Source organism: Bacillus sp. Cr_A10 (genome assembly GCF_029222665.1).
Taxonomy (GTDB): Bacteria; Bacillota; Bacilli; order Bacillales_A; family Planococcaceae; genus Psychrobacillus.
In genome coordinates this window covers 50,914-75,782 of sequence record NZ_JARHXR010000020.1, presented here as the reverse complement: position 1 = coordinate 75,782, position 24,869 = coordinate 50,914, and the positions used below count along the sequence as shown (strand labels likewise).

At 37.8% G+C, this 24,869-nt stretch carries 23 protein-coding genes and 1 other annotated feature; all 23 genes read right to left on the bottom strand.

Annotated elements, in window-relative coordinates; genetic code table 11:
• Window positions 1–10: 10 nt before the first annotated feature.
• The 23 genes from rplC to sigH all read right to left on the bottom strand — a co-directional run bounded on the left by rplC (window position 11) and on the right by sigH (window position 24,862).
• Complete coding sequence (gene rplC / locus P2Q73_RS17945) at window positions 11–640, bottom strand: 50S ribosomal protein L3 (RefSeq protein ID WP_053591317.1); 630 nt, start codon at window positions 638–640, stop codon at window positions 11–13.
• A 45-nt stretch (window positions 641–685) separates the two neighbouring features.
• The gene (rpsJ, locus tag P2Q73_RS17940) at window positions 686–994 is read right to left on the bottom strand and encodes a 30S ribosomal protein S10 (protein ID WP_004233624.1); all 309 of its coding nucleotides are present in this window, start codon (window positions 992–994) and stop codon (window positions 686–688) included.
• A gap of 348 nt (window positions 995–1,342) precedes the next feature.
• Window positions 1,343–2,659, bottom strand: coding sequence for a Na+/H+ antiporter family protein (locus tag P2Q73_RS17935; protein ID WP_053591316.1), 1,317 nt, complete (start codon window positions 2,657–2,659; stop codon window positions 1,343–1,345).
• 135 nt (window positions 2,660–2,794) lie between these two features.
• Window positions 2,795–4,783, bottom strand: a complete 1,989-nt coding sequence (locus P2Q73_RS17930) for an FtsX-like permease family protein (RefSeq protein ID WP_275789689.1) — start codon at window positions 4,781–4,783, stop codon at window positions 2,795–2,797.
• Window positions 4,773–5,534 carry an ABC transporter ATP-binding protein gene (locus tag P2Q73_RS17925; RefSeq protein WP_056831189.1) on the bottom strand — a complete coding sequence of 254 codons (762 nt, stop codon included), beginning with the start codon at window positions 5,532–5,534 and terminating at the stop codon, window positions 4,773–4,775. The genes P2Q73_RS17930 and P2Q73_RS17925 overlap by 11 nt, the downstream gene beginning before the upstream one ends.
• 99 nt (window positions 5,535–5,633) lie before the next feature.
• On the bottom strand, window positions 5,634–6,485 hold the full coding sequence (locus tag P2Q73_RS17920) for a sensor histidine kinase (RefSeq protein ID WP_275789686.1): 852 nt from the start codon (window positions 6,483–6,485) through the stop codon (window positions 5,634–5,636).
• A 181-nt stretch (window positions 6,486–6,666) separates the two neighbouring features.
• Window positions 6,667–7,353 (bottom strand): response regulator transcription factor, encoded by a 687-nt coding sequence (locus tag P2Q73_RS17915; RefSeq protein WP_275789776.1) that lies wholly within the window; start codon window positions 7,351–7,353, stop codon window positions 6,667–6,669.
• Between the two features lie 89 nt (window positions 7,354–7,442).
• Window positions 7,443–8,630 carry an elongation factor Tu gene (tuf, locus tag P2Q73_RS17910; protein WP_275789683.1) on the bottom strand — a complete coding sequence of 396 codons (1,188 nt, stop codon included), beginning with the start codon at window positions 8,628–8,630 and terminating at the stop codon, window positions 7,443–7,445.
• A 117-nt stretch (window positions 8,631–8,747) separates the two neighbouring features.
• The gene (fusA, locus tag P2Q73_RS17905; RefSeq protein WP_053591311.1) at window positions 8,748–10,826 is read right to left on the bottom strand and encodes an elongation factor G; all 2,079 of its coding nucleotides are present in this window, start codon (window positions 10,824–10,826) and stop codon (window positions 8,748–8,750) included.
• Window positions 10,827–10,877: 51 nt separating this feature from the next.
• Window positions 10,878–11,348, bottom strand: a complete 471-nt coding sequence (gene rpsG / locus P2Q73_RS17900) for a 30S ribosomal protein S7 (protein WP_053591310.1) — start codon at window positions 11,346–11,348, stop codon at window positions 10,878–10,880.
• 46 nt (window positions 11,349–11,394) lie between these two features.
• Window positions 11,395–11,817, bottom strand: coding sequence for a 30S ribosomal protein S12 (gene rpsL / locus P2Q73_RS17895; protein WP_053591309.1), 423 nt, complete (start codon window positions 11,815–11,817; stop codon window positions 11,395–11,397).
• 98 nt (window positions 11,818–11,915) lie between these two features.
• The gene (locus P2Q73_RS17890; protein WP_053591308.1) at window positions 11,916–12,164 is read right to left on the bottom strand and encodes a ribosomal L7Ae/L30e/S12e/Gadd45 family protein; all 249 of its coding nucleotides are present in this window, start codon (window positions 12,162–12,164) and stop codon (window positions 11,916–11,918) included.
• Window positions 12,165–12,289: 125 nt separating this feature from the next.
• Window positions 12,290–15,892, bottom strand: coding sequence for a DNA-directed RNA polymerase subunit beta' (gene rpoC / locus P2Q73_RS17885; protein WP_053591307.1), 3,603 nt, complete (start codon window positions 15,890–15,892; stop codon window positions 12,290–12,292).
• Window positions 15,893–16,008: 116 nt separating this feature from the next.
• Window positions 16,009–19,563 (bottom strand): DNA-directed RNA polymerase subunit beta, encoded by a 3,555-nt coding sequence (gene rpoB, locus P2Q73_RS17880; protein WP_053591306.1) that lies wholly within the window; start codon window positions 19,561–19,563, stop codon window positions 16,009–16,011.
• Window positions 19,564–19,793: 230 nt separating this feature from the next.
• Window positions 19,794–20,396: a class I SAM-dependent methyltransferase gene (locus P2Q73_RS17875; RefSeq protein WP_056831193.1), complete on the bottom strand. Its 603-nt coding sequence runs from the start codon at window positions 20,394–20,396 to the stop codon at window positions 19,794–19,796.
• Window positions 20,397–20,474: 78 nt separating this feature from the next.
• Complete coding sequence (gene rplL / locus P2Q73_RS17870) at window positions 20,475–20,837, bottom strand: 50S ribosomal protein L7/L12 (protein ID WP_053591304.1); 363 nt, start codon at window positions 20,835–20,837, stop codon at window positions 20,475–20,477.
• A gap of 66 nt (window positions 20,838–20,903) precedes the next feature.
• Window positions 20,904–21,404 carry a 50S ribosomal protein L10 gene (gene rplJ, locus P2Q73_RS17865; RefSeq protein ID WP_053591303.1) on the bottom strand — a complete coding sequence of 167 codons (501 nt, stop codon included), beginning with the start codon at window positions 21,402–21,404 and terminating at the stop codon, window positions 20,904–20,906.
• A 32-nt stretch (window positions 21,405–21,436) separates the two neighbouring features.
• Window positions 21,437–21,581 (bottom strand) — a sequence feature (ribosomal protein L10 leader region).
• Between the two features lie 42 nt (window positions 21,582–21,623).
• Window positions 21,624–22,316 (bottom strand): 50S ribosomal protein L1, encoded by a 693-nt coding sequence (gene rplA, locus P2Q73_RS17860; protein WP_053591302.1) that lies wholly within the window; start codon window positions 22,314–22,316, stop codon window positions 21,624–21,626.
• Between the two features lie 128 nt (window positions 22,317–22,444).
• A complete protein-coding gene (gene rplK / locus P2Q73_RS17855; RefSeq protein WP_053591301.1) occupies window positions 22,445–22,870 on the bottom strand; it encodes a 50S ribosomal protein L11 in 426 nt (141 codons plus the stop codon).
• A 258-nt stretch (window positions 22,871–23,128) separates the two neighbouring features.
• Entirely contained in the window at window positions 23,129–23,662 is a 534-nt protein-coding gene (nusG, locus tag P2Q73_RS17850; RefSeq protein ID WP_053591300.1) for a transcription termination/antitermination protein NusG, read from the bottom strand.
• A 102-nt stretch (window positions 23,663–23,764) separates the two neighbouring features.
• Window positions 23,765–23,950, bottom strand: a complete 186-nt coding sequence (gene secE, locus P2Q73_RS17845; RefSeq protein WP_053591299.1) for a preprotein translocase subunit SecE — start codon at window positions 23,948–23,950, stop codon at window positions 23,765–23,767.
• Window positions 23,951–23,995: 45 nt separating this feature from the next.
• The gene (gene rpmG, locus P2Q73_RS17840) at window positions 23,996–24,142 is read right to left on the bottom strand and encodes a 50S ribosomal protein L33 (protein WP_082355294.1); all 147 of its coding nucleotides are present in this window, start codon (window positions 24,140–24,142) and stop codon (window positions 23,996–23,998) included.
• A gap of 75 nt (window positions 24,143–24,217) precedes the next feature.
• On the bottom strand, window positions 24,218–24,862 hold the full coding sequence (gene sigH / locus P2Q73_RS17835) for an RNA polymerase sporulation sigma factor SigH (RefSeq protein ID WP_053591298.1): 645 nt from the start codon (window positions 24,860–24,862) through the stop codon (window positions 24,218–24,220).
• Window positions 24,863–24,869: the final 7 nt, after the last annotated feature.

The following is a 24,869-nucleotide window of genomic DNA, read 5'->3' as shown; positions in this document are numbered from 1 at the left end:
TCTTCAGAGATTATTTCGATTTAATAGCAGCTTTTACAACTACTAATGATTTACGAGAACCAGGAACATTACCTTTAACAAGTAGTAAGTTACGTTCAGCATCCACTCTTACGATTTGTAAGTTTTGGATTGTAACTACATGCCCACCCATTTGACCAGGTAATTTCTTTTGTTTAAATACGCGGTTCGGAGCAACTGGCCCCATTGAACCCGGACGACGGTGGTAACGAGATCCGTGGGCCATTGGTCCACGTGATTGTCCATGACGTTTAATAACACCTTGGAAACCTTTACCTTTAGTAACACCTGTTACATCAATTACATCGCCTTCTGCGAAACTTTCAACGTTGACTTCTTGACCAACTTCGTAATTAGCTGTATCCAAGCCGCGGAATTCGCGGATGAAGCGCTTAGGAGCAGTGCTCGCTTTAGCTACGTGCCCTTTCGCTGGTTTGTTAGAAAGCTTTTCTCGCTTATCTTCAAAACCTAACTGAATTGCTTCGTAACCGTCTGTTTCTACTGTTTTCTTTTGAAGTACTACGTTTGGAGTAGCTTCAATAACAGTTACAGGGATTAAGTCACCGTTCTCAGCAAATACTTGCGTCATACCGATTTTTCTACCTAAGATTCCTTTGGTCATCCGTCACACCTCCTATAATAATTAGTTGTTTTTTATTTTTTACCATTAAAGTTTGATTTCAATATCAACGCCAGATGGTAAATCAAGCTTCATTAACGCATCAACAGTTTGTGGTGTTGGGTTAACGATATCGATCAGACGTTTATGCGTACGCATTTCGAATTGTTCACGAGAATCTTTGTACTTGTGAACAGCACGAAGAATTGTGTACACAGACTTCTCAGTCGGAAGTGGAATCGGACCTGATACACTTGCACCTGAACGTTTAGCAGTTTCCACAATTTTCTCAGCAGATTGATCAAGGATTCTGTGATCATACGCTTTCAAACGGATACGAATTTTTTGTTTTGCCATTATTTTCCCTCCTTTTCGCCTATTTTCTAGACATTCTCCACGAAAATTTTCCGTACACTCGCCATGGCAAAGCGGCCGGGTGTGTCGGTAACCTCTCGCTTCATCGCAGTCAAAGACCAACATTCAACATTATATACAAAATAAAATAATTCCGCAAGTGTTTTTACGAAATTCTTTTTAAATGTTGATATATTATTTCTCTTAACTAATAAACTAGCTTCTTTAAGCCGTTTATCAGTATACAAAACTATCGCTATTATTTCAAATGAAACGATAAACTAAGTTGTTAATGCCTTTCTTCTATATATAAAGGACGCTCCATTAAATGAGCGTCCTTTACTTCCCTAACTATAGAACATACATAACCGCGATCCATCCAAAGAGAACTAGCGGTATGTTGTAACAAATAAATGTAGGTACACATGTATCCCAAATGTGATTATGCTGTCCGTCTACACTTAACCCAGCAGTCGGACCAAGAGTTGAATCAGAAGCTGGTGACCCTGCATCACCTAATGCTCCTGCTGTCCCAATCAAAGCAATGGTCGCTAGTGGACTCAATCCTAACTCCACTGATAGTGGTACAAAGATAGCTGCTATTATTGGAATAGTAGCAAATGAAGAACCAATTCCCATCGTCACTATTAATCCTATTATTAACATGATTAATACGGCCAAACTAACATTACCCTCTAATAACTCTGCAGACGCCTTCACTAATGATTCAACATGACCAGTGGCATTTATTACTGCCGCAAAACCATTTGCAGTAATCATTACAAACCCAACAAACGCCATCATACGCATACCTTCAGTTAACAATTGATCTGCTTCTTTCCATTTTAGAGCCCCACTTACATACAGAACAGTAATACCTGCAAGCGCCCCAGCAATCATCGAATCAGTTACTATTTGTACGTATAACGCTGCAATCAATGCGATAACTGTAAAGATTATACTACTTTTCTTCACATTTACCTCAAGTTCTTCTACGACAACATCCTCTTGCTTATAAACTCTTGGTTTACGATATAATACAAACGCTAGTACTAATCCAAAAACCATCCCTAATGCTGGAACAGCCATAGCTTTTGGAATATCACTAAGTGCAATCTCTAGACCAGACAATCCCATTTGTGTTGCTACAATTTGTTGATAAATCGCGCCAAATCCGTATGGAAGGAACATATAAGGTGTTATTAAACCAAACGCTAAAATACACGCAATTAATCGACGATCCACATGTAACATATTTAAGACTTTCAAAATCGGAGGAACTAACAAAGGAATAAAAGCGATATGGATCGGGATTAAGTTTTGTGAGAAGATCGCCATCATAAGTAACAATAAAAACACCAATACTTTAGCTAATCCTGCTTTCTGTGAATCTCCTTCTCTTTTCACAAGCTTCAATATGACCCCTACTAACAATTCCGGTATACCTGTTCTCGAAATCGCAACAGCAAAGCCCCCTAATAATGCGTAGCTTAACGCTATTGTCGCTCCAGCACCTAATCCACCCGTAAATGCCTCAATTGTTTCCGTGACTGATAGGCCGGCTGTAAGACCCCCTATAAGAGCACCTATAATTAACGAGAATACAACATTGATTCGAAGTAAACTCAATATCAACATAACTCCTACTGCAACTAATACAGCATTCATATATAACCCTCACTTTCACACACTAGATTACTAATATGCTAAAGTTTAATTGTTATTCACACATATGTCAATACGAAAACCCCTTTGCTATAGGCGCAAAGGGGCTTTTGTTCATATAAAGTTCTTATATTTTCCTTAAAGTGACTCATTTACTACTTTTCTATAGTAACCTACGGAAAGAAATGCAAATACAGAATATAAGACTACATATATACTCATGGTGATTAACAACGGTGCTACTAGCTCTGTACCAAAAAGCATCCAACCGGATTTCACCGCAAAGTAACTATGTGCTAGACCAATAACTAATGGTATCCCGAAGTTAAACAATTGCTTTTTATAGATTCCTTTCATTATTTCGTTCGTTGTAAAGCCAATTTTTCTTAATATAGTAAAGGATGCCTTTTCTTCTTCCGCTTCGCTCATTTGTTTAAAATATAAGATACTACCCGTCGTCATTAAGAATGCTAAGCCTAGAAATCCTGTAATAAATATTACTAGCCCCATCATATCTAAAGTTGAAAGTCGATATTCTTCCTGCGAATCCATATTTATAACTTCATTCTCAGCATTATTTGCAGTTACTTCAAAATGACCATCATTCGTTGTTTCTTCATATATGGATTGAGTTTCTTCTTTTTTCGAACGATCCACTAAATCGATACCTACTTGTTTCGTCCAATTTGTTTGTTGCTGGATTAAGCTATCTTCTGTTAACTTTTCAAATTGAGCGTCCGAAACAACAATCATCATACCACCCCCGGTGAGATAGTATGCAAGTAATGACTCCTCTCTTATTTCTTTTATAGTAATAGACACGTCGTCATTAGTAGTAGTGAGCTGTACAGGTCTATTTCCTTCGATCTTCACAATTTCTGACATCATGTTGCTATAGCCTGTAACAAAGCCTTCTCCTTCTTCTAAACTAAGTCCAGGTATCACTTTTTGAGCATCACTCAATTTAGCCACCGGCATCTCTGTCTTTGTCATTATACTTAAGCCATTTGGAATATCACTCACATATAACTTCGAAGTATCTATCTCTACATCCAAGAGCTCTATCGTTGTTTCTTTGTAACTAATCTTCTTTTTCTCCAATTCATCCACAAAACTTTGTCCTTGATCGTTCAACAGCACGTAGTCGAACGGAATATTTTGCTTTGCCATGGAACTAGCGGAATAATAAGAAATATAGGATAGACAAAGAATTCCCAAAGCAGTTGCAGATAAAACGGTAATTGTTGTGAGAGACATAGCATTCGATTTCATTCGATGCATAATCGGGGAAAGTGATAATACATCTTCAATAGACAAATGACCTCTTTTTTGCTTTCGAATTAAATTCATTAGGAATGCTACTGAAAAACGAAAAACAAAAAATGTCCCGATAATTGTTGACCCTAAAATGCTAAGCATTTTAAACAGTAGTTCGTTAACATTATCACTTTCTATTTCAAATAGATTCGTTGACAAATAATATCCGTACCCAATCATTACAAGACCGATAAAACCAAGAAACATTTGAAACCCACTAAATCTTTTAACTCTTGTATCAGCTGTTGCCGTTGCTGTAAATAATGCCAGTAAAGAAACACGTCTGATACTAAGCATCGTTTGAGCTAAAACTAAAATTAGAAGTACCAGAAATACTAATATCGTCATTTGTAATGCTTCGATCGAGAAGATTAACTCTACTAGAACATCTTTTTCTAAAATTCGCAGTAGTATCATCGCAAAAATTCTAGAAGTCAAAAAACCCAATGAAACTCCTATTCCAATTGCCCCGATCCATAAAATTGTATTTTCTAGCGCCAACAATCTTGTTACAAGCCCTTTTGACATTCCAATTAGTTGATACAATCCAATTTCTTTGCTTCTTCTCTTCATAAATAGACGGTTTGCATATAAAACAAAAAACACCACAATAAATAACAATAAATAGGATGCAGCTTTTAGACCAGCTATTGCTTTTACGCCATGTGAAATTTCTACAACACTTGGATTGTATTGAAGTGTTACAAAAGAAAAATAAAGCATCACACTAAAGATTAATGCAAAGAAATACAAGTAATAATGCTTAATATTTTTCTTCATGCTACGGAAAACCAGTTGACTAAGCGTCATATCCATCACCACCAAGCACACCTTGAATGTTCATTATTTCTTGGAAAAACTGTCCACGATCCTTTTCCCCTTTATATAATTCTGTATATAATTGTCCATCTTTTAGGAATAGAACGCGAGAACAAAAGCTTGCTGCTACAGGATCATGGGTAACCATCATAATTGTTACTTTTTTATCTTTATTTATCTTCTCTAAGTTACTTAATAGTGCCGTAGCAGCTTTAGAATCGAGAGCTCCTGTGGGCTCATCTGCAAATACTATAGATGGATTGCTGATTAATGCACGTGCTGCTGAGGTTCTTTGTTTTTGTCCACCGGAAATTTCATTTGGATATTTATTTGCCAGTTCTTCTATCCCTAATATTTTCGTTAGCTCTTTAAATCGTTCTTCAGACTCTTTTTTAGATATTTTACTAATGGAAAGTGGTAATAATATATTTTCTTTTACTGTTAATGTGTCGAGTAAGTTATAATCTTGAAAAATAAATCCTAATTGTTCTCTGCGAAAGTTGGATAATTCACGTTCCCTCATCGTACGTAAATTATGTCCACTAATTTCAATTACTCCTTCTGTCGCTTGATCAATAGAAGCTAGCACATTAAGTAGTGTCGTTTTCCCAGACCCTGATGGACCCATTATTCCAACGAATTCTCCTTCTTGTACGTCCATATTAATTCCTTTTAACACTTCTTGAGCCGATAACTTTTTACCATATACTTTTTTTATTTTACGACCGCTTAAAATAGTCATGCATTTACCTCCTACATTTTACTAACTTTATTGTACGGCTTTCTTTTCTATTAATCGTTCGATTTACATGACAAAAAAAGAAAGTAGATGACAATTTTGTCACCTACCAGAAATTCTAGTCATTTCATTTTTTAATGGGAATTTAAGTGAAAAAATCGAGCCGTTATCTACTCTGGAATCAACGGTTATATCTATACCCAATTTGTCTGCGGCGTTCTTTGCTAGATAGAGCCCCATACCTGTAGATGCTATTGTTTCTCTTCCAGTCGTTCCTGTAAAAGACTTCTCAAATATACGAGGTAAGTCAGCAGAGCTTATTCCAATACCGAAGTCTTGAATATTTAAAATTGTATGTTTAGAACTATCCATTTGAGAAAAGACATGAATTTCTCCATTCTCTTTACTATATTTCACTGCGTTTGATAGTATCTGACGAACTATAAAGGATAACCACTTTTGATCTGTTAATACTTCCTCTTTCGATAGATCGATTTCAAAGCCTATACCCTTTTGCATACACCAAGCTTGCAGTTCTTTTATTTCTGCAGGTATAATTTTGTCAAAATTAATTGGCTCTATCAAGTAATCTTTTTCTAAAGATGGTAATCTTGTATGATGGAGCTGTTGGTCTAATAGTAAATGGACTCTTAGCCACTCAACCTCCAGTTTTTTCTTCACTTTAGAATTTTCTACAGTATCTATCATTAGTTTCATACTTGTTAGAGGGGTCTTTACTTCGTGAATCCACGTTAACGTGCGGTCGTTCTCTTCTAAATGTTCCACTCGCATATTGTTCAATTCTTCCTTAGCCACTATAAACAGTTCATCTAATGCAGCTGATAACCTTTTCTCAAAAGTAGATTTTCCTTCTGGAAGAGCAGCAAGTAACATATCTAGTGTAAATTCCTTGTCTATATTCTCCTCTAACGATTTCAGAAAAACTGATTCCACTCTGTATCTCCAAATAAAAAATAGTATAAATGCCAATGAATTTATAACGTTAATATAAAGCAACGATATATTAAAAAAAGCGACGTCTAATGTCAGTATAATATTTAACCAAATCTGCAAGCTTAGAAAAAAGAGAAGCCACGCTTTTCTTTCTTTTATGTACGCTATGAACACAATGAGTCTACTCCTTTGTAATAGCCATATAACCTAGACCTTTCTTCGTAACAATAACATCCTTTAAACCTATTTCCTCTAGTTTTAAGCGAAGTCTATTAACATTTACAGATAAAGTGTTGTCGTTCACAAAGCGCTCGTCATCCCATAATTTACGCATTAACTCATCTCTTGACACTATTTTATTTACTGATTGTATTAAAATGCGAAGAATAAAAAGTTCATTTTTCGTTAAATCAATTATTTGGTTATTGTATGTAATCTCACTTTTAGCAAAATCAATTACCGCGTCATTCCAGCTATTTGTATCCATATTCTCTTCCTGATAATCATATGTTCTTCTTAATACGGCTTGGACCTTAGCTATCAATACGTCTAGATGAAATGGCTTTTGTACGAAGTCATCTGCACCCATTTGCATGGCCATGATGATATCCATCGGATGGTCTCGAGAAGACAAGAATATAATCGGTACTTTCGAAATATGACGAATTTCTCTACACCAATGGAAACCATCAAATGCAGGCAGTTGGATATCTATAATAACTAACTGGGGTTTTTCTTCAATGAATGTATGTATTACTTTTTGAAAGTCGTCAGGTCTAATTACATCAAAAGACCATTGAATAAAACGATCTCTTAGCATATCAAAAATGGACTGATCATCTTCTATTAACAATATTTTTGTACTTATTGGAAGCACCCCCCTACAAATAGTTTACACTATTTTGCACAAAAAAAATCCATCTCGTCGTCACGAGATGGATTTTATCAATTTATAAATTATTTAGTAATTGTAGCAACTACGCCAGCGCCTACAGTACGTCCACCCTCACGGATAGAGAATTTAGTACCTTCTTCAAGAGCGATTGGAGAGATCAAAGAAACTGTCATTTCGATGTTGTCTCCAGGCATAACCATTTCTACGCCTTCTGGTAAGTTACAAACGCCTGTTACGTCAGTTGTACGGAAGTAGAACTGTGGGCGGTAGTTTGAGAAGAATGGAGTATGACGTCCACCCTCTTCTTTTGAAAGAACATAAACTTCAGCTTTGAAGTCTGTGTGTGGTGTAATTGAGCCTGGTTTAGCTAATACTTGACCACGTTGGATTTCTTCACGAGCAACCCCACGAAGAAGTGCACCGATGTTGTCACCAGCTTCTGCATAGTCAAGAAGTTTACGGAACATTTCAACACCTGTTACAGTAGTTGATTTTGGATCTTCAACGATACCGATGATGTCTACAACGTCTCCAACTTTAACTTGGCCACGTTCAACACGTCCAGTTGCAACTGTTCCACGACCAGTGATTGAGAATACATCCTCAACTGGCATCATGAATGGTTTGTCAGTTTGACGTTCTGGAGTTGGGATATAGCTATCTACAGCGTCCATTAATTCAATAATTTTTTCTTCCCACTCAGGCTCACCTTCAAGAGCTTTAAGAGCAGAACCTTTAATTACTGGAAGATCGTCGCCTGGGAAATCGTATTCAGATAGAAGGTCACGAATTTCCATTTCAACTAATTCAAGAAGTTCTTCATCGTCTACCATATCACATTTGTTCATAAATACAACTAGGTATGGAACACCTACTTGACGAGAAAGAAGGATATGTTCACGAGTTTGTGGCATTGGGCCATCAGCAGCAGATACTACTAAGATACCGCCGTCCATTTGAGCAGCACCTGTGATCATGTTTTTAACATAGTCAGCATGTCCTGGGCAGTCTACGTGAGCGTAGTGACGAGATTCAGTTTCATATTCAACGTGAGATGTATTGATTGTGATACCGCGTTCTTTTTCTTCAGGTGCGTTATCGATATCAGCATATGATTTCGCTACTCCACCCATTTTTTTAGAAAGAACTGTTGCGATAGCAGCAGTTAGAGTTGTTTTACCATGGTCAACGTGTCCGATTGTACCGATGTTAGCATGCGTTTTGGAACGGTCAAATTTTTCTTTAGCCATTAGAGAGTGCCTCCTCAGTGATTGTTTGATTTTTTATGATAAAAGGTAGAGGGCGTACGTCCCCCTATCTTTTATACACTATAATTTAGTTATACTTGAATATTGGTGAAAATTCAATTATTCACCTTTATGTTTTTTAATAATTTCTTCCGAAATTGATTTTGGAACATCTTCATAGTGATCGAACACCATTGAGAATACTCCGCGTCCTTGCGTATTAGAACGTAAAGACGTTGCATATCCGAACATTTCAGCAAGTGGAACCATTGCACGAACTACTTGTGCATTACCACGAGCATCCATACCTTCAACACGACCACGACGAGACGTGATATCACCCATAATGTCTCCTAAATATTCTTCAGGAATAACAACTTCTACTTTCATGATTGGCTCAAGTAGAACTGGGTTTACCTTAGATACAGCATTTTTCAATGCCATAGATGCCGCAATTTTAAATGCCATCTCATTCGAGTCAACATCATGATATGATCCGTCGAATAATTTAGCTTTAATATCGATTAATGGGAAGCCTGCAAGAACCCCATTGTCAAGCGAGTCACGAAGACCTGCTTCAACAGCTGGAATATATTCACGTGGTACTACCCCACCAACGATTGCGTTTTCAAATTCAAAGCCTTTTCCTTCTTCGTTTGGAGAGAACTCAATCCAAACGTGTCCGAATTGTCCGCGACCACCAGATTGACGTACAAATTTACCTTCAACTTGTGCAGAATTACGGAAAGTCTCACGATAAGATACTTGAGGAGCACCTACGTTAGCTTCAACTTTAAATTCACGACGCATACGGTCAACTAAGATATCAAGGTGAAGTTCACCCATACCTGCGATGATAACCTGACCAGTTTCTTGGTCAGTGTGCACGCGGAATGTTGGATCTTCTTCAGCAAGTTTTTGTAATGCTTGACCCATTTTATCTTGGTCAGCTTTTGTTTTAGGTTCAACTGATAAAGAAATAACTGGTTCTGGGAATTCCATAGATTCTAGAATAACTAGAGCCTTTTCATCACACAGTGTATCACCAGTAGTTGTATCTTTTAATCCTACAGCAGCCGCGATATCTCCAGCATATACTTGTGAAATCTCTTCACGAGAGTTAGCATGCATTTGTAGAATACGTCCTACACGCTCACGCTTACCTTTAGTAGAGTTTTGCACATAAGAACCTGATTGAAGTGTACCAGAATATACACGGAAGAATGTTAGTTTACCAACATACGGGTCAGTCATTACTTTAAATGCTAATGCAGAGAATGGCTCTGAATCATCTGAATGACGTTCTACTTCCTCTTCAGAATCAGGATCAATACCTTTCATAGCAGGGATATCTAGTGGTGATGGAAGGTATGCAACAACAGCGTCAAGAACTTTTTGAACACCTTTGTTTTTAAATGCAGTACCACATACTACTGGATAGAATTCTACGTTAAGAGTACCTTTACGGATACCGTTAACTAATTCTTCGTTCGTAACTTCTTCTCCACCAAGATATTTTTCCATTAGATCTTCATCAAGTTCAGCAACCGCTTCAACTAATTTTTCACGGTACTCTTCAGCTTGAGCTCTATATTCTTCTGGAATCTCTACTTCTTGGATATCAGTTCCTAAGTCATTACCATAAACAGTAGCTTTCATCGTTACTAAATCGATAATTCCACTGAATTGGTCCTCTGAACCAATTGGTAATTGGATTGGATGAGCGTTAGCTTGTAAACGGTCACGAAGAGTTCCTACAGAATATAGGAAATCTGCTCCCGTTTTATCCATTTTGTTAACAAATACAATACGTGGTACGCCGTAAGTTGTAGCTTGGCGCCATACTGTTTCAGTTTGTGGTTCAACACCAGATTGAGCATCTAGTACTGTTACCGCACCATCAAGTACACGAAGAGAACGTTCAACTTCAACAGTGAAGTCTACGTGTCCTGGTGTATCGATAATGTTTACACGGTGGTTGTCCCAAGCAGCTGTCGTTGCAGCAGAAGTGATTGTAATACCACGTTCTTGTTCTTGCTCCATCCAGTCCATTTGTGATGCACCTTCATGCGTTTCACCAATTTTGTGGATTTTACCAGTGTAATAAAGAATACGCTCCGTAGTAGTCGTTTTACCAGCATCGATGTGAGCCATGATACCGATATTACGTGTTTTTTCTAAGGAGAACTCTCTAGCCATATTGTATTTCTCCTTCCAATTTCGGATTAGAGTATGATTTTTAAATAAATCTTACCAACGATAGTGTGCAAATGCTTTGTTAGCTTCAGCCATTTTGTGCATATCTTCACGTTTCTTAACAGAAGCACCAGTGTTGTTAGATGCATCAAGAATTTCGTTAGCTAAACGTTCTTCCATCGTTTTTTCTCCACGAAGACGTGAATAGTTTACTAAGTAGCGAAGACCTAGTGTTGAACGACGGTCAGGACGTACTTCAACCGGTACTTGGTAGTTTGCACCACCAACACGACGAGCACGTACTTCAAGAACTGGCATAACATTGTTTAGTGCAGCTTCAAATACTTCTAAAGCATCTTTACCAGAACGTTCTTTTACAAGATCAAACGCTCCGTATAGAATTTTTTGAGAAGTACCTCTTTTACCATCAATCATCATTTTGTTGATTAAACGAGTTACTAGTTTTGAGTTATAAATTGGATCTGGTAACACGTCACGTTTGGAAACAGGACCTTTACGAGGCATGTGTTTTCCTCCTTTCGACGAATGTCTATTTATTAATTATTTTAAATTAGTTTTTCTTTTCTTTCGGGCGTTTTGCACCGTATAAAGAACGGCTTTGCATACGACCATTAACTCCAGCTGTATCAAGAGCACCACGTACGATATGATAACGTACCCCTGGTAAGTCTTTTACACGTCCTCCACGGATAAGTACAACACTATGTTCTTGTAGGTTGTGTCCTTCTCCTGGAATATAAGCAGTAACCTCTAACGTATTTGTTAAACGTACACGTGCATATTTACGAAGTGCTGAGTTTGGTTTCTTCGGCGTCATAGTACCAACACGAGTACAAACCCCACGCTTTTGTGGCGAGTTAAGATTTGTAGCTGATTTTTTAAAGCTGTTATAGCCTTTTCCTAATGCTGGAGACTTTGATTTCGTGATATTGGATTTACGAGGCTTACGTACCAATTGGTTAATTGTAGGCATCGATTGTTCCTCCCTTCATTTGTTCTTGTTAATACCACACATCCAGGTGGTTCATTTTTTGGGTAAAAACAAAGTCTTTGTGTTTTACACAAAAACTGTTACACAGCAATAGCTACTACGGATGCGCCTATGCGCAATCCACATGCTTTGCCAAGATCTACTTTAGACTCGACGTAGTAGATAGGAACATTGGTTTCTTGTGCGATCGCTACTGCAAGTTCAATGATTCTTTCCTCTACATCTAGTGCAATATAAACTTCTTTGACAAGCCCTTGTTTCATTGCTTTTACTGTTTGCTTTGTACCTATGATTGTTTTTTTTGCTTGTTTCACTTTTTCATAAGACATTTTCATATCCTCCAAAGCTACAAGTCAGATAACTATCAACCTTAAATATATTATCATTCATATAATAAGGTGTCAACAATAAACATTAAAATATTAGGGAGAACTCTCTCCCTAATATTTATTTTTTATTCAGCGCTTACTGCTTCTTTACCTTTGTCTGCTTGATTAGTAGTGATTTCGATTTGGCGATAACGTTGCATACCTGTACCAGCTGGAACTAGTTTCCCGATAATTACGTTTTCTTTTAATCCTAATAACTCATCACGTTTTCCTTTGATTGCTGCATCTGTTAAGACACGAGTCGTTTCTTGGAATGACGCTGCAGATAAGAATGATTCTGTTTCAAGAGAAGCTTTAGTAATACCAAGAATAACTGGGCGGCAAGTTGCAGGAATTTTCCCGTTCAACACTGCTTCTTTATTTGCATCTGCAAATTGATGGATATCGAGTAATGAACCTGGTAATAGATCTGTCTCTCCAGCCTCGATTACGCGAACTTTACGAAGCATTTGGCGAACCATTACTTCGATGTGTTTGTCTCCGATTTCTACCCCTTGCATACGGTAAACTTTTTGTACTTCTTTTAGTAAGTACTCTTGAACAGTAGAAACATCTTTTACTTTCAACAATTCTTTTGGATCTACAGAACCTTCTGTTAATACCTGTCCTCGTTGAATTGCATCGTTTACTTGAACTTTCAAACGAGCATTGTACGGAGCTAAATATTTACGAGTTTCTACATTACCTTGAATTGTAATTTCTTTTTGACCTTCTCTAATTTCATCAATTTCAGTAACAATACCTGTAATTTCAGAAATAACAGCTTGACCTTTAGGATTACGAGCTTCAAAAATCTCTTGGATACGTGGAAGACCTTGTGTAATATCGTCTCCAGCAACCCCACCTGTATGGAATGTACGCATCGTTAACTGAGTACCTGGTTCTCCGATTGATTGAGCTGCAATAATACCTACCGCTTCCCCAACTTCTACCGTATCTCCAGTTGCTAAGTTTAAGCCGTAACATTTTTTACATACACCATGTTTTGTATTACATGTAAATGCTGAACGGATTGTTAACTCTTCGATACCTGCTTCTTCAATTAGACGAGCGATATCTTGAGTAATAAGTCCGTCTCTTGCTAAAATAACTTCATTTGTAGTTGGATGGTAAATAGTTTTCTTCGTATGACGACCAACAATACGTTCGCCAAACTCCTCAATAACTTCTGTACCTTCCATCAATGAACCTATTAGTAAACCACGATCTGTTCCACAGTCATCTTCTCGAACAATTACATCTTGTGCAACGTCTACTAGACGACGAGTCAAGTAACCAGAATCGGCAGTTTTAAGCGCTGTATCGGCAAGACCTTTACGAGCACCGTGTGTTGAGATGAAGTATTCAAGTACCGTTAATCCTTCACGGAAAGATGATTTAATCGGAAGTTCGATAATACGTCCAGCCGGGTTGGCCATCAGTCCACGCATACCCGCAAGTTGGGTGAAGTTAGATGCGTTACCACGGGCACCTGAGTCACTCATCATGAAGATAGGGTTCATATTATCAAGTGATTTCATCAGTTTATCTTGAATAACTTCTTTTGCTTTACTCCAATGTCCGATAACGCTAGCATAGCGTTCTTCTTCCGTGATAAGACCACGGCGGAATTGTTTCATTACTTTATCCACTTTACCTTGTGCTTCTTCAAGAATTTCACCTTTGTCTGGAAGTACGACAATATCAGAAATACCAATTGTAATTCCGGCTTTAGTAGAATATTTAAATCCTAGCGCCTTCATACGGTCAAGCATTTTAGAAGTTTCCGTGATATGGAAACGTTTAAATACTTCAGCAATGATATTTCCAAGGATTTTTTTCTTAAATGGTTGAACAAGTTCCATAGATTCAATATGTTTCTTCACATCAGTAGTTGTAGAAACAAAGTATTTTTCAGGAGTTTCAATTTGTAAATTGAAATCCGTAGGTTCGTTAATATACGGGAACGTTTCTGGTAGTATTTCATTAAAAATTACTTTACCAACCGTCGTTAATAATAACATTTTGTTTTGTTCTTCCGTAAACGTTTGGTTATTTAGTGATGATGCAGCGATTGCAATACGTGTATGCAAATGTACATGACCAGTATTGTATGCAATTAGAACTTCTTGTGGACCATAGAAAGTTGAACCTTCTCCAGTAGCACCTTTACGCTCAAGTGTTAAGTAATAGTTTCCTAAAACCATATCTTGAGATGGTGTAACAACTGGTTTTCCATCTTTCGGGTTCAAAATGTTTTGTGCTGCAAGCATTAGTAAACGAGCTTCCGCTTGAGCTTCTGCTGATAAAGGAACGTGAACAGCCATTTGGTCACCATCAAAGTCAGCATTATATGCTGTACATACTAGAGGGTGAAGACGAATAGCACGGCCTTCTACTAATGTTGGTTCAAATGCTTGAATACCTAGACGGTGAAGAGTAGGTGCGCGGTTTAATAAAACCGGATGCTCCTTAATTACATCTTCTAGTACATCCCAAACTTCTGTGTGCATTCTTTCAATTTTACGCTTTGCACTCTTAATGTTGTGAGCTAACCCACGTTCAACTAATTCTTTCATAACAAATGGTTTGAATAGTTCAATAGCCATTTCTTTTGGAAGACCACATTGATACATTTTTAAGTTTGGACCTACTACGATAACCGAACGACCAGAATAGTCTACACGTTTACCAAGTAAGTTTTGACGGAAACGACCTTGTTTCCCTTTTAGCATATGAGAAAGTGATTTCAATGGACGGTTACCAGGACCTGTAACAGGACGGCCACGACGACCATTATCAATCAATGCATCTACAGCTTCTTGTAACATACGTTTTTCGTTCTGCACGATGATGCTTGGAGCACCAAGATCCAACAAACGTTTTAAACGGTTATTACGGTTGATCACTCGACGGTACAAATCGTTTAAGTCAGATGTAGCAAAACGTCCACCATCTAATTGAACCATTGGACGTAATTCTGGTGGAATTACCGGAAGTACATCTAGAATCATCCAATCTGGTTTGTTGCCAGAATTACGGAAAGATTCCACGACTTCTAAACGTTTAATTGCACGAGTACGACGTTGACCTTGAGCAGTTTTCAACTCTTCTTTTAAGTTTTCCGTTTCACTTTCTAAATCAATCTCTTGAAGTAGACGTTTAATCGCTTCTGCACCCATTGCGGCTTGGAATTTCGTCCCAAACTTATCACGGTATGCACGATATTCTTTTTCAGAAAGTAATTGTTTCTTTTCAAGTGGTGTATCCGCAGGTTCGATTACTACATAAGAAGCAAAATAAATTACCTCTTCAAGTGATCTTGGAGACATATCCAAAATTAGACCCATACGGCTCGGAATACCTTTGAAATACCAAATATGTGAAACTGGTGCAGCTAATTCGATATGTCCCATGCGTTCACGACGTACTTTTGCACGTGTTACTTCCACTCCACATCGATCACATACTACACCTTTGTAACGAACTCGTTTGTATTTACCACAGTGGCATTCCCAGTCTTTTGTAGGACCAAAAATACGTTCACAAAATAGCCCGTCTTTTTCCGGCTTTAGTGTTCGATAGTTGATTGTTTCAGGTTTTTTTACTTCCCCGTAAGACCATGAACGAATTTTATCAGGTGAAGCTAAACCAATTTTCATATACTCAAAATTATTAACATCTATCAAGGAGCCTACCTCCCTTTAGTCTTGTGTCTTTGAAAGACATTCCAAGTAGCTCTGCATTATGCAATTTTATACGGAAATACGGACAGGCATCACCTGTCCGATTTCTATTTTATTTCTTATTCCGCTGTACCGACTGGTTCCTCTTCATTCGCATGTGGCAAAATTCCAAGCGCATCAGCAGCAGGAATATCGTCATCTTCATCTAAATCACGAAGTTCAATTTCTTCTTCGTCAATCGTTAACATTTTAACGTCCATACCTAAACTTTGTAATTCTTTAATCAATACTTTGAATGATTCTGGAACTCCAGGTTCTGGTACACTTTCACCTTTAACAATTGCTTCATACGTTTTTACACGCCCAACAACGTCATCGGATTTAACAGTTAAAATTTCTTGCAATGTATAAGCAGCACCATAAGCTTCAAGTGCCCATACTTCCATCTCTCCGAAACGCTGACCACCAAATTGCGCTTTCCCTCCAAGAGGTTGTTGCGTAACTAGTGAGTAAGGTCCAGTTGAACGAGCATGAAGTTTATCATCAACCATGTGGGCAAGTTTGATCATATACATAACCCCTACAGAAACGCGGTTATCAAATGGTTCGCCTGAACGACCATCGTATAAAATAGTTTTACCATCACGGTTAAGTCCTGCTTCTTCCATCGTATTCCAAACGTCTTCTTCGTTGGCACCATCAAATACTGGTGAAGCCATATGAACACCTAAAAGTCTAGAAGCCATACCTAAGTGAAGCTCTAATACTTGACCAATGTTCATACGTGAAGGTACACCAAGTGGATTTAACATGATATCAACTGGTGTTCCATCTGGAAGGAATGGCATATCTTCTTCTGGAAGGATACGCGAGATAACACCTTTGTTACCATGACGTCCAGCCATTTTATCCCCAACGGAAATTTTACGTTTTTGAACAATATAAGCGCGAACTAATTGGTTAACTCCTGGAGATAGCTCATCACCATCTTCACGATTAAACACTTTTACATCTAAGATAATCCCGCCAGCACCATGTGGTACACGTAGAGATGTATCGCGAACTTCTCGAGCTTTTTCACCAAAGATAGCATGAAGTAAACGTTCTTCTGCAGTAAGTTCTGTAACCCCTTTTGGTGTTACTTTACCAACTAAGATGTCACCATCACGAACTTCAGCACCGATACGGATAATTCCACGATCATCTAAATTGCGTAATGCATCTTCTCCGACGTTTGGAATGTCTCTCGTAATTTCTTCTGGCCCAAGCTTCGTATCACGTGATTCTGATTCATATTCTTCAATATGCACTGAAGTATATACATCGTCTTTCACGAGACGTTCACTCATAATAACAGCATCCTCATAGTTGTAACCATCCCATGTCATAAAGGCAACTAGCACGTTACGACCTAATGCTAATTCTCCTTTTTCCATAGATGGACCATCTGCAAGAATATCAAGTGGTTTAACACGATCTCCAACTTTCACAATTGGACGCTGGTTAATCGATGTACCATGATTCGAACGTTCAAATTTGTGCACTTTGTAAGAAGTTAAATCACCTTTTACTTCTTTTCCATCCACTTCTTCGATGCGACGAACTCTAATTTCTTTAGCTTCAACATGCTCAACAATTCCATGATACTTTGCAATTACAGCAGCACCAGAATCACGCGCATTCACATGTTCCATTCCTGTTCCAACAAATGGTGCTTCAGGATTTAACAATGGAACAGCTTGACGTTGCATGTTCGCTCCCATTAGGGCACGGTTCGAGTCATCATTTTCTAAGAAAGGAATACATGCAGTTGCAGCAGAAACTACTTGTTTCGGCGAAACGTCCATGTAATCGATTTGTTCTCTTCTAAATACTGTGTTATCGCCACGGAAACGTCCTACTACTTCTTCTTTCGCAAATGCACCTTCATCTGTTAATAGAGAATTTGCTTGCGCTACCACATAGTTATCCTCTTCATCAGCAGTTAGATAATCAATACGAGAAGTTACTAGACCTGTTTCAGGGTCAACACGACGGTATGGAGTTTCAATAAAACCAAATTTATTCACTTTTGCAAAGCTAGAAAGTGAGTTAATAAGACCAATGTTTGGTCCCTCAGGTGTTTCAATCGGACACATACGACCATAGTGAGAATAATGAACGTCACGTACTTCAAAGCCAGCACGTTCACGTGTTAAACCACCTGGTCCAAGAGCTGATAGACGACGTTTGTGCGTAAGTTCAGCAAGTGGATTTGTTTGGTCCATGAACTGAGATAATTGCGAGCTACCAAAGAATTCTTTAATAGATGCAATAACTGGACGAATATTGATCAACTGTTGTGGAACAATTGATTGTGTATCGTTGATAGACATACGCTCACGTACTACACGTTCCATACGAGAAAGACCAATACGGAATTGGTTTTGTAGTAATTCTCCAACTGAACGTAAACGACGGTTACCAAGATGATCAATATCATCTGTGTTTCCAACATTAAATAATAGGTTAAAGAAATAACCAATAGAAGAAACGATATCAGCAGGCGTTATGTTTTTAACTTCATTTTCCACATACGCATTGCTAATTACATTGATTTCTTTTTGTTCTTCATCATTTGGCGCATATATTTTAATCGATTGAATTGTAATATCATCTTCTAAAACACCACCTACTTGAGATAATGTTCTAAATCCGATTCCATTTTCCAAATGAGGAATTAGTCGATCTAATACTCTTCGATCAATAAGAGTACCAGCTTCTACTAAAATTTCTCCTGTTTCTGGATCCACTAGCGTTTCCGCTATTGTTTGGTTAAACAAACGATTTTTAATATGCAATTTTTTGTTCATTTTGTAACGACCAACGTTTGCTAGATCATAGCGTTTTGGGTCAAAGAAGCGTGAATATAACAAGCTCTTTGCACTTTCAACAGTTGGTGGCTCACCAGGACGTAGACGCTCATAGATTTCAAGTAACGCTTTTTCAGTCGTTTCCGTGTTGTCTTTTTCAAGCGTGTTACGTAAATATTCATTATCACCAATTAAATCGATGATTTCTTGATCTGATCCAAAACCTAATGCGCGAAGTAAAACAGTAACCGGCAATTTTCTTGTGCGGTCGATACGAACATATACAACGTCTTTTGCGTCGATTTCGTATTCTAACCATGCACCACGGTTCGGAATAACTGTTGCTCCAAAACCTTTTTTACCGTTTTTGTCTGTCTTGTCGTGGAAGTAAACACTTGGTGAACGGACTAACTGAGATACGATTACGCGCTCAGCACCATTTATAACGAAAGTACCAGTTTCAGTCATTAGTGGGAAATCACCCATAAAGACATCTTGTTCTTTCACTTCGTCCGTTTCTTTGTTGTGGAGACGTACTTTTACGCGCAATGGAGCAGCGTATGTTGCGTCACGTTCTTTTGATTCGTCGACTGAATATTTCGGATCATTTAAACTATAGTCGACAAATTCAAGTGATAGATTGCCTGTAAAGTCCTCGATTGGAGAAATGTCTCTGAACATTTCACGTAAACCTTCTTCAAGGAACCATTCGTAAGATGCTGTTTGAATTTCGATTAAATTCGGAAGTTCAAGCACCTCACTAATACGCGCAAAACTTCTGCGGTGGCGGTGTTGTCCGTACTGAACTAGTTGACCTGTCAACTCATTCACCCCTCAATAAAGCTATAATTGGGTCTTTTCGATATGAACAAATTAGTGTATGATATCGAAAGACAAAAAGAAAACGAGTTCTAAATTAAGAGCTCATTTTTTATTAATCAAACTTTTTCTCGGCCAGTATACCCATATTTACTCCATTTAATTCAAAAGGGCATACTACCTCAAAATAATATTTTTGCATTTTATTATAATATCATAGCGATTTTGTCAAGTCAATCTTTTGTAGCCTTTAAAATCCAATATCCTTTGACTTTAACTACTACTTTCACTTGACCAAAAATCTCTTCCAAATGACTAAAAGTAGATGGTGCCCCTTGTTTCTTTTGAATCACAACCCACAATTCTCCCCCTGAAACCAACTTTTCATAGGATTCATTGTAAAAACGAAAAATAGTTTCTTTTCCAGCGCGAATCGGTGGATTAGTTATTATAGCCGCAAAGTTTGCAGTGTTTACTGCTGACAACCCATCACTTTCATAGATTCGTACATTTTGTATCCCGTTCGCAGCAGCATTTTTTTCTGCAAGTTGGATTGCACGTGTGTTAACATCTACTAAATGAACTGTTCTTCCTTCATTTGCTTTCGCAATGGAAAGACCGATCGGGCCGTATCCACACCCTACATCGAGAAAGTCTCCTTCTCGTTCCGGCGCTTCAAAAGCATCGATTAATACACGGGAGCCAAAATCTACTTCGCTTTTACTAAATACACCAGCATCTGTTTCAAACCGAAAATTATGTCCAAGTAACGTAAAATTCCAGTGACGTGGTTTACTTTCAGTTTGAGGTTTTCTAGAGTAATAGTGATCAGACACCGAATAACCCTCCATAATATACATACGAAGAAAAGCCCGTCGGTAAATGACGAGCTTTTTTCTTCATACTGTACAAAATTACTTAACTTCTACGTTAGCGCCAACTTCTTCAAGTTGAGCTTTGAAAGCTTCCGCTTCATCTTTAGAAATGCCTTCTTTAAGTGGTTTTGGAGCGTTATCTACTAATTCTTTAGCTTCTTTCAAGCCAAGACCAGTGATTTCACGTACTACTTTGATTACTTTGATTTTTTGATCTCCAGCAGAAGCAAGGATTACATCAAATTCAGTTTGCTCTTCAGCTGCAGCAGCACCGCCACCTGCAACCATTGCTACTGGAGCAGCAGCTGTTACACCAAATTCTTCTTCGATTGCTTTTACTAAGTCGTTTAATTCTAGAACTGTCATTTCTTTGATAGCGTCTAAGATTTGTTCTTTACTCATTTTGTTTTCCTCCTATAATGGATAATTTAGGCTATTTGCCTTATTTTAATTGTTAAGCCGCAATAATTATGCGCCTTGCTCTTCTTTTTGTTCTGCAACAGCTTTTGTTGCAAGCGCAATGTTGCGCATTGGTGCTTGAAGTACAGATAGAAGCATAGAAAGAAGACCTTCGCGTGATGGAAGTTCTGCTAATGCTTTAACGTCCTCAGCAGATGCTACAGTACCTTCGATGATACCAGCTTTAATTTCAAGCTGTTCGTTCTTTTTAGCAAAATCGTTAATGATTTTTGCAGGTGCAACTACGTCTTCGTTAGAAAATGCTACAGCATTAGGACCAACAAGATGTTCATTAATCCCGTCAACACCAGCAAATTCAGTCGCGCGGCGTGTAAGTGAGTTTTTGTAAACTTTAAATTCCACACCAGCTTCACGAAGTTGTTTACGTAATTCAGTTACTTGCGCAACATTTAAACCACGGTAGTCAACAACTACTACAGAAGCAGCAGCTTTAAACTTTTCTGCAATTTCTTCAACTTGCACTTTTTTAGTTTCAATTGCTTTGTTCATTTTGGCACCTCCTATAAGAATTGGCCATTTATACCGACAAAAGAAAAGCCTCTGGATCTACGGATAGACACAGAGGCAGAAAGTCATCATCTAATAAGAATCTGAATTTGCATGTCCTCGGTAGGATATTAAGTGACAAGTCACTCCTACTGTCTTCGGTACAAATGTATATTTCACAACAAAAGTCATCTTATCAGATAGACTTATGATTGTCAATTATTATTTTACTGATTGAGTATCAATTTTTACAGCTGGACCCATAGTAGTTGTAACATTTACAGACTTCATGTAAACACCTTTTGAAGCAGCTGGTTTTGCTTTTTGTACTACTTCAAATACTGCTAAGAAGTTTTCTACTAATTTGTCGTCTTCGAAAGAAACTTTTCCGATAGGAGCGTGAATGATACCAGCTTTGTCAGCGCGGTATTCTACTTTACCAGCTTTAATTTCTTCGATAGCTTTTGTTACGTCAAATGTAACAGTACCTGTTTTTGGGTTTGGCATTAAGCCTTTTGGTCCAAGTACACGACCGATTTTACCAACTTCACCCATCATGTCTGGTGTCGCAACGATAACATCGAAATCGAACCATCCTTGTTGGATTTTGTTGATGTATTCTACATCACCTGCGTAGTCTGCACCAGCAGCTTCTGCTTCTTTTAGTTTTTCGCCTTTAGCAAATACTAATACGCGTTGTGTTTTACCAGTTCCGTTTGGAAGCACAACTGCTCCACGGATTTGTTGGTCATTTTTACGAGTATCGATTCCTAGACGGAAAGCAACCTCTACAGTTGCATCAAAATTAACTGTGCTCGTTTTTTTAGCAAGTTCGATTGCTTCTTTAACTGAGTACAATGCATTACGGTCAACTAGTTTTGTAGCTTCTTGTAATTTTTTACCTTTGTTAGCCATTTAAAATGTCCTCCTTGATAGTGGTTTTAGCGGAATAAACCTCCCACGTGTAAAGGTTGCAGTTATTCTTAGGAACAACTACAACCTTCCAAAAAACAATTGCGTCATATCAAAATGCACATTAAGTATTAGTCTTCGATCGTAATACCCATGCTACGTGCAGTACCTTCAACCATCAACATAGCTGCTTCAACAGATGCTGCATTTAAATCTGGCATTTTTTGTTCTGCGATTTCGCGAACTTTATCACGTTTCACTGTCGCCACTTTTACGCGGTTTGGTTGACCTGATCCAGATTGAATACCTGCTGCTACTTTAAGTAACACTGCTGCCGGCGGAGTTTTTGTAATGAAAGTAAATGAACGATCTTCAAATACAGAAATTTCAACCGGAATGATTAGACCTGCTTGATCTGCAGTACGTGCGTTGAACTCCTTACAGAATCCCATGATATTAACACCCGCTTGTCCTAATGCAGGACCAACCGGTGGCGCTGGGTTTGCTTTACCAGCAGGAATTTGTAATTTAACAACTTTAATCACTTTTTTAGCCACGAGACACACCTCCTTAAGTCCGTGATGTGGTAATTGGGTTGCCCCTCCCACTCAAATATCTGTCTCTCAGCGAATTGCCGATAACATTATAAAAATTCATGCAGACTAATTTTCAGTCTGACCTTTGAAATGATACCACTATTTTCAACCTTTAGCAAGTAACAATGGAAAATAATATTTTTTGGCGTGAACTAGTTCAAAATTTAAACGTATCATTTCTGATTGTTTAAAAAGCTTCTGTACCCAGTCCGACAAGAATTATATCTTTGTTAATTGATCGAAGTCTAACTCCATATTAGTTTCACGGCCAAACATATCAACTGAAACAGTTACTTTACCTTTAGCAGTATCGATTGTTTCTACTTTACCTTGGAAATGAGCAAATGGTCCTTCTAGCACTTCTACTAATTCACCGATTTCAATATCAATTTCCACTTTACCTTCGGTATTACCCATTTGTTTTAACATAGATTGAACTTCTTCAGGAGCTATAGGAGTTGGTTTTGTCCCTCCGCCTGATGAACCTAAGAATCCTGTTACACCAGGTGTATTTCGAACTACATACCAAGCATCATCCGTCATAATAAGTTCAACGAATACATACCCAGGAAAAGTTTTTCTCGTTACAACACGTTTTTTTCCATCTTTAATATCTGTTTCTTCCTGTTCAGGGATGTATACTCGGAAAATTTTATCTTGCATCCCCATAGTTTCTACACGTTTTTCTAAGTTTGCTTTTACTTTATTTTCATACCCAGAGTAAGTATGAACGACATACCAATTTTTTTCCATAGTTGACGGACTAATCGTCCTTCCCTCCTTTTCTCAGACAAATGAAAAAACCCGTTCGTTTAAATAAGACGGGCTATTTCAAAAATATTAACATACTACATTTTATAAATCCAAATACCAACGGAAAAGTTCTGAAATCCCTAAATCTACTACAGCAAAGAATACAGCCATAATTACAACAGTTGCAAGTACAATCATTGTATATTTCGTAAGCTCTTTCTTTTTAGGCCAGCTCACTTTTCTCATTTCGGACATTACATTTTTAAAGAATCCTCCAACATTAGCCATTCTAGCTAAACCTCCACACGGAAAATCTATCTTTTTTTTACATACTCATAATGTTTGTTTATGAAGCGTATGCTCGTTACAGTGCGAACAATATTTTTTTAGTTCTACACGTGTTGCACTTTCTTTCGATGTAGGAAACGAATAATTTCGGTTTCCACATTTCTCACAACTCAAGACAATTTTCTTTGTCATTTTCTCACCTTTTTGGCGTGTAATCTTTTTCAAGATTATCATTTTACTAATTCAGTGTCAACAAAATCCCAGTGTTTAGGCATAATTACTACCAATCTCCATATATCTCTCTAGCTTACGTTTCACTCGCTGGAGTGCATTGTCAATTGATTTTACGTGCCGATTTAGTTCTTCTGATATTTCTTGATAAGACTGCCCATCCAAGTATAGCGCAAGAACTTGTTGTTCCAGTTCACTTAAAATTTCTGCCATTTTCTCTTCCATATAATCATAGTCTTCTCGATTGATTATCAATTCTTCCGGATCATCTATTACCGAACCGGCAATCATATCCATCAATGTCCGATCCGATTCTTCATCATAGATTGGCTTGTCCAGCGAAACATAAGAATTAAGTGGAATATGTTTTTGACGTGTAGCAGTTTTTATCGCTGTAATGATTTGTCGAGTAATACATAACTCTGCGAAAGCTCGAAAGGATGCTAGCTTTTCTTCTTTAAAATCACGAATCGCTTTATATAATCCTATCATACCTTCTTGAAGAATATCTTCCTTGTCTGCTCCAATTAAAAAATAGGATCTGCCTTTCATTCGAACGAAAGAACGATATTTCGTAATTAAATAATCAAGCGCTTCAGTGTTACCTTGATGAACCATCTCTACAAGCTCCTCATCTTGTAAACTATCTAATTGTTGTAGATTATGTTCGATCTTTTCCAATGAAGTC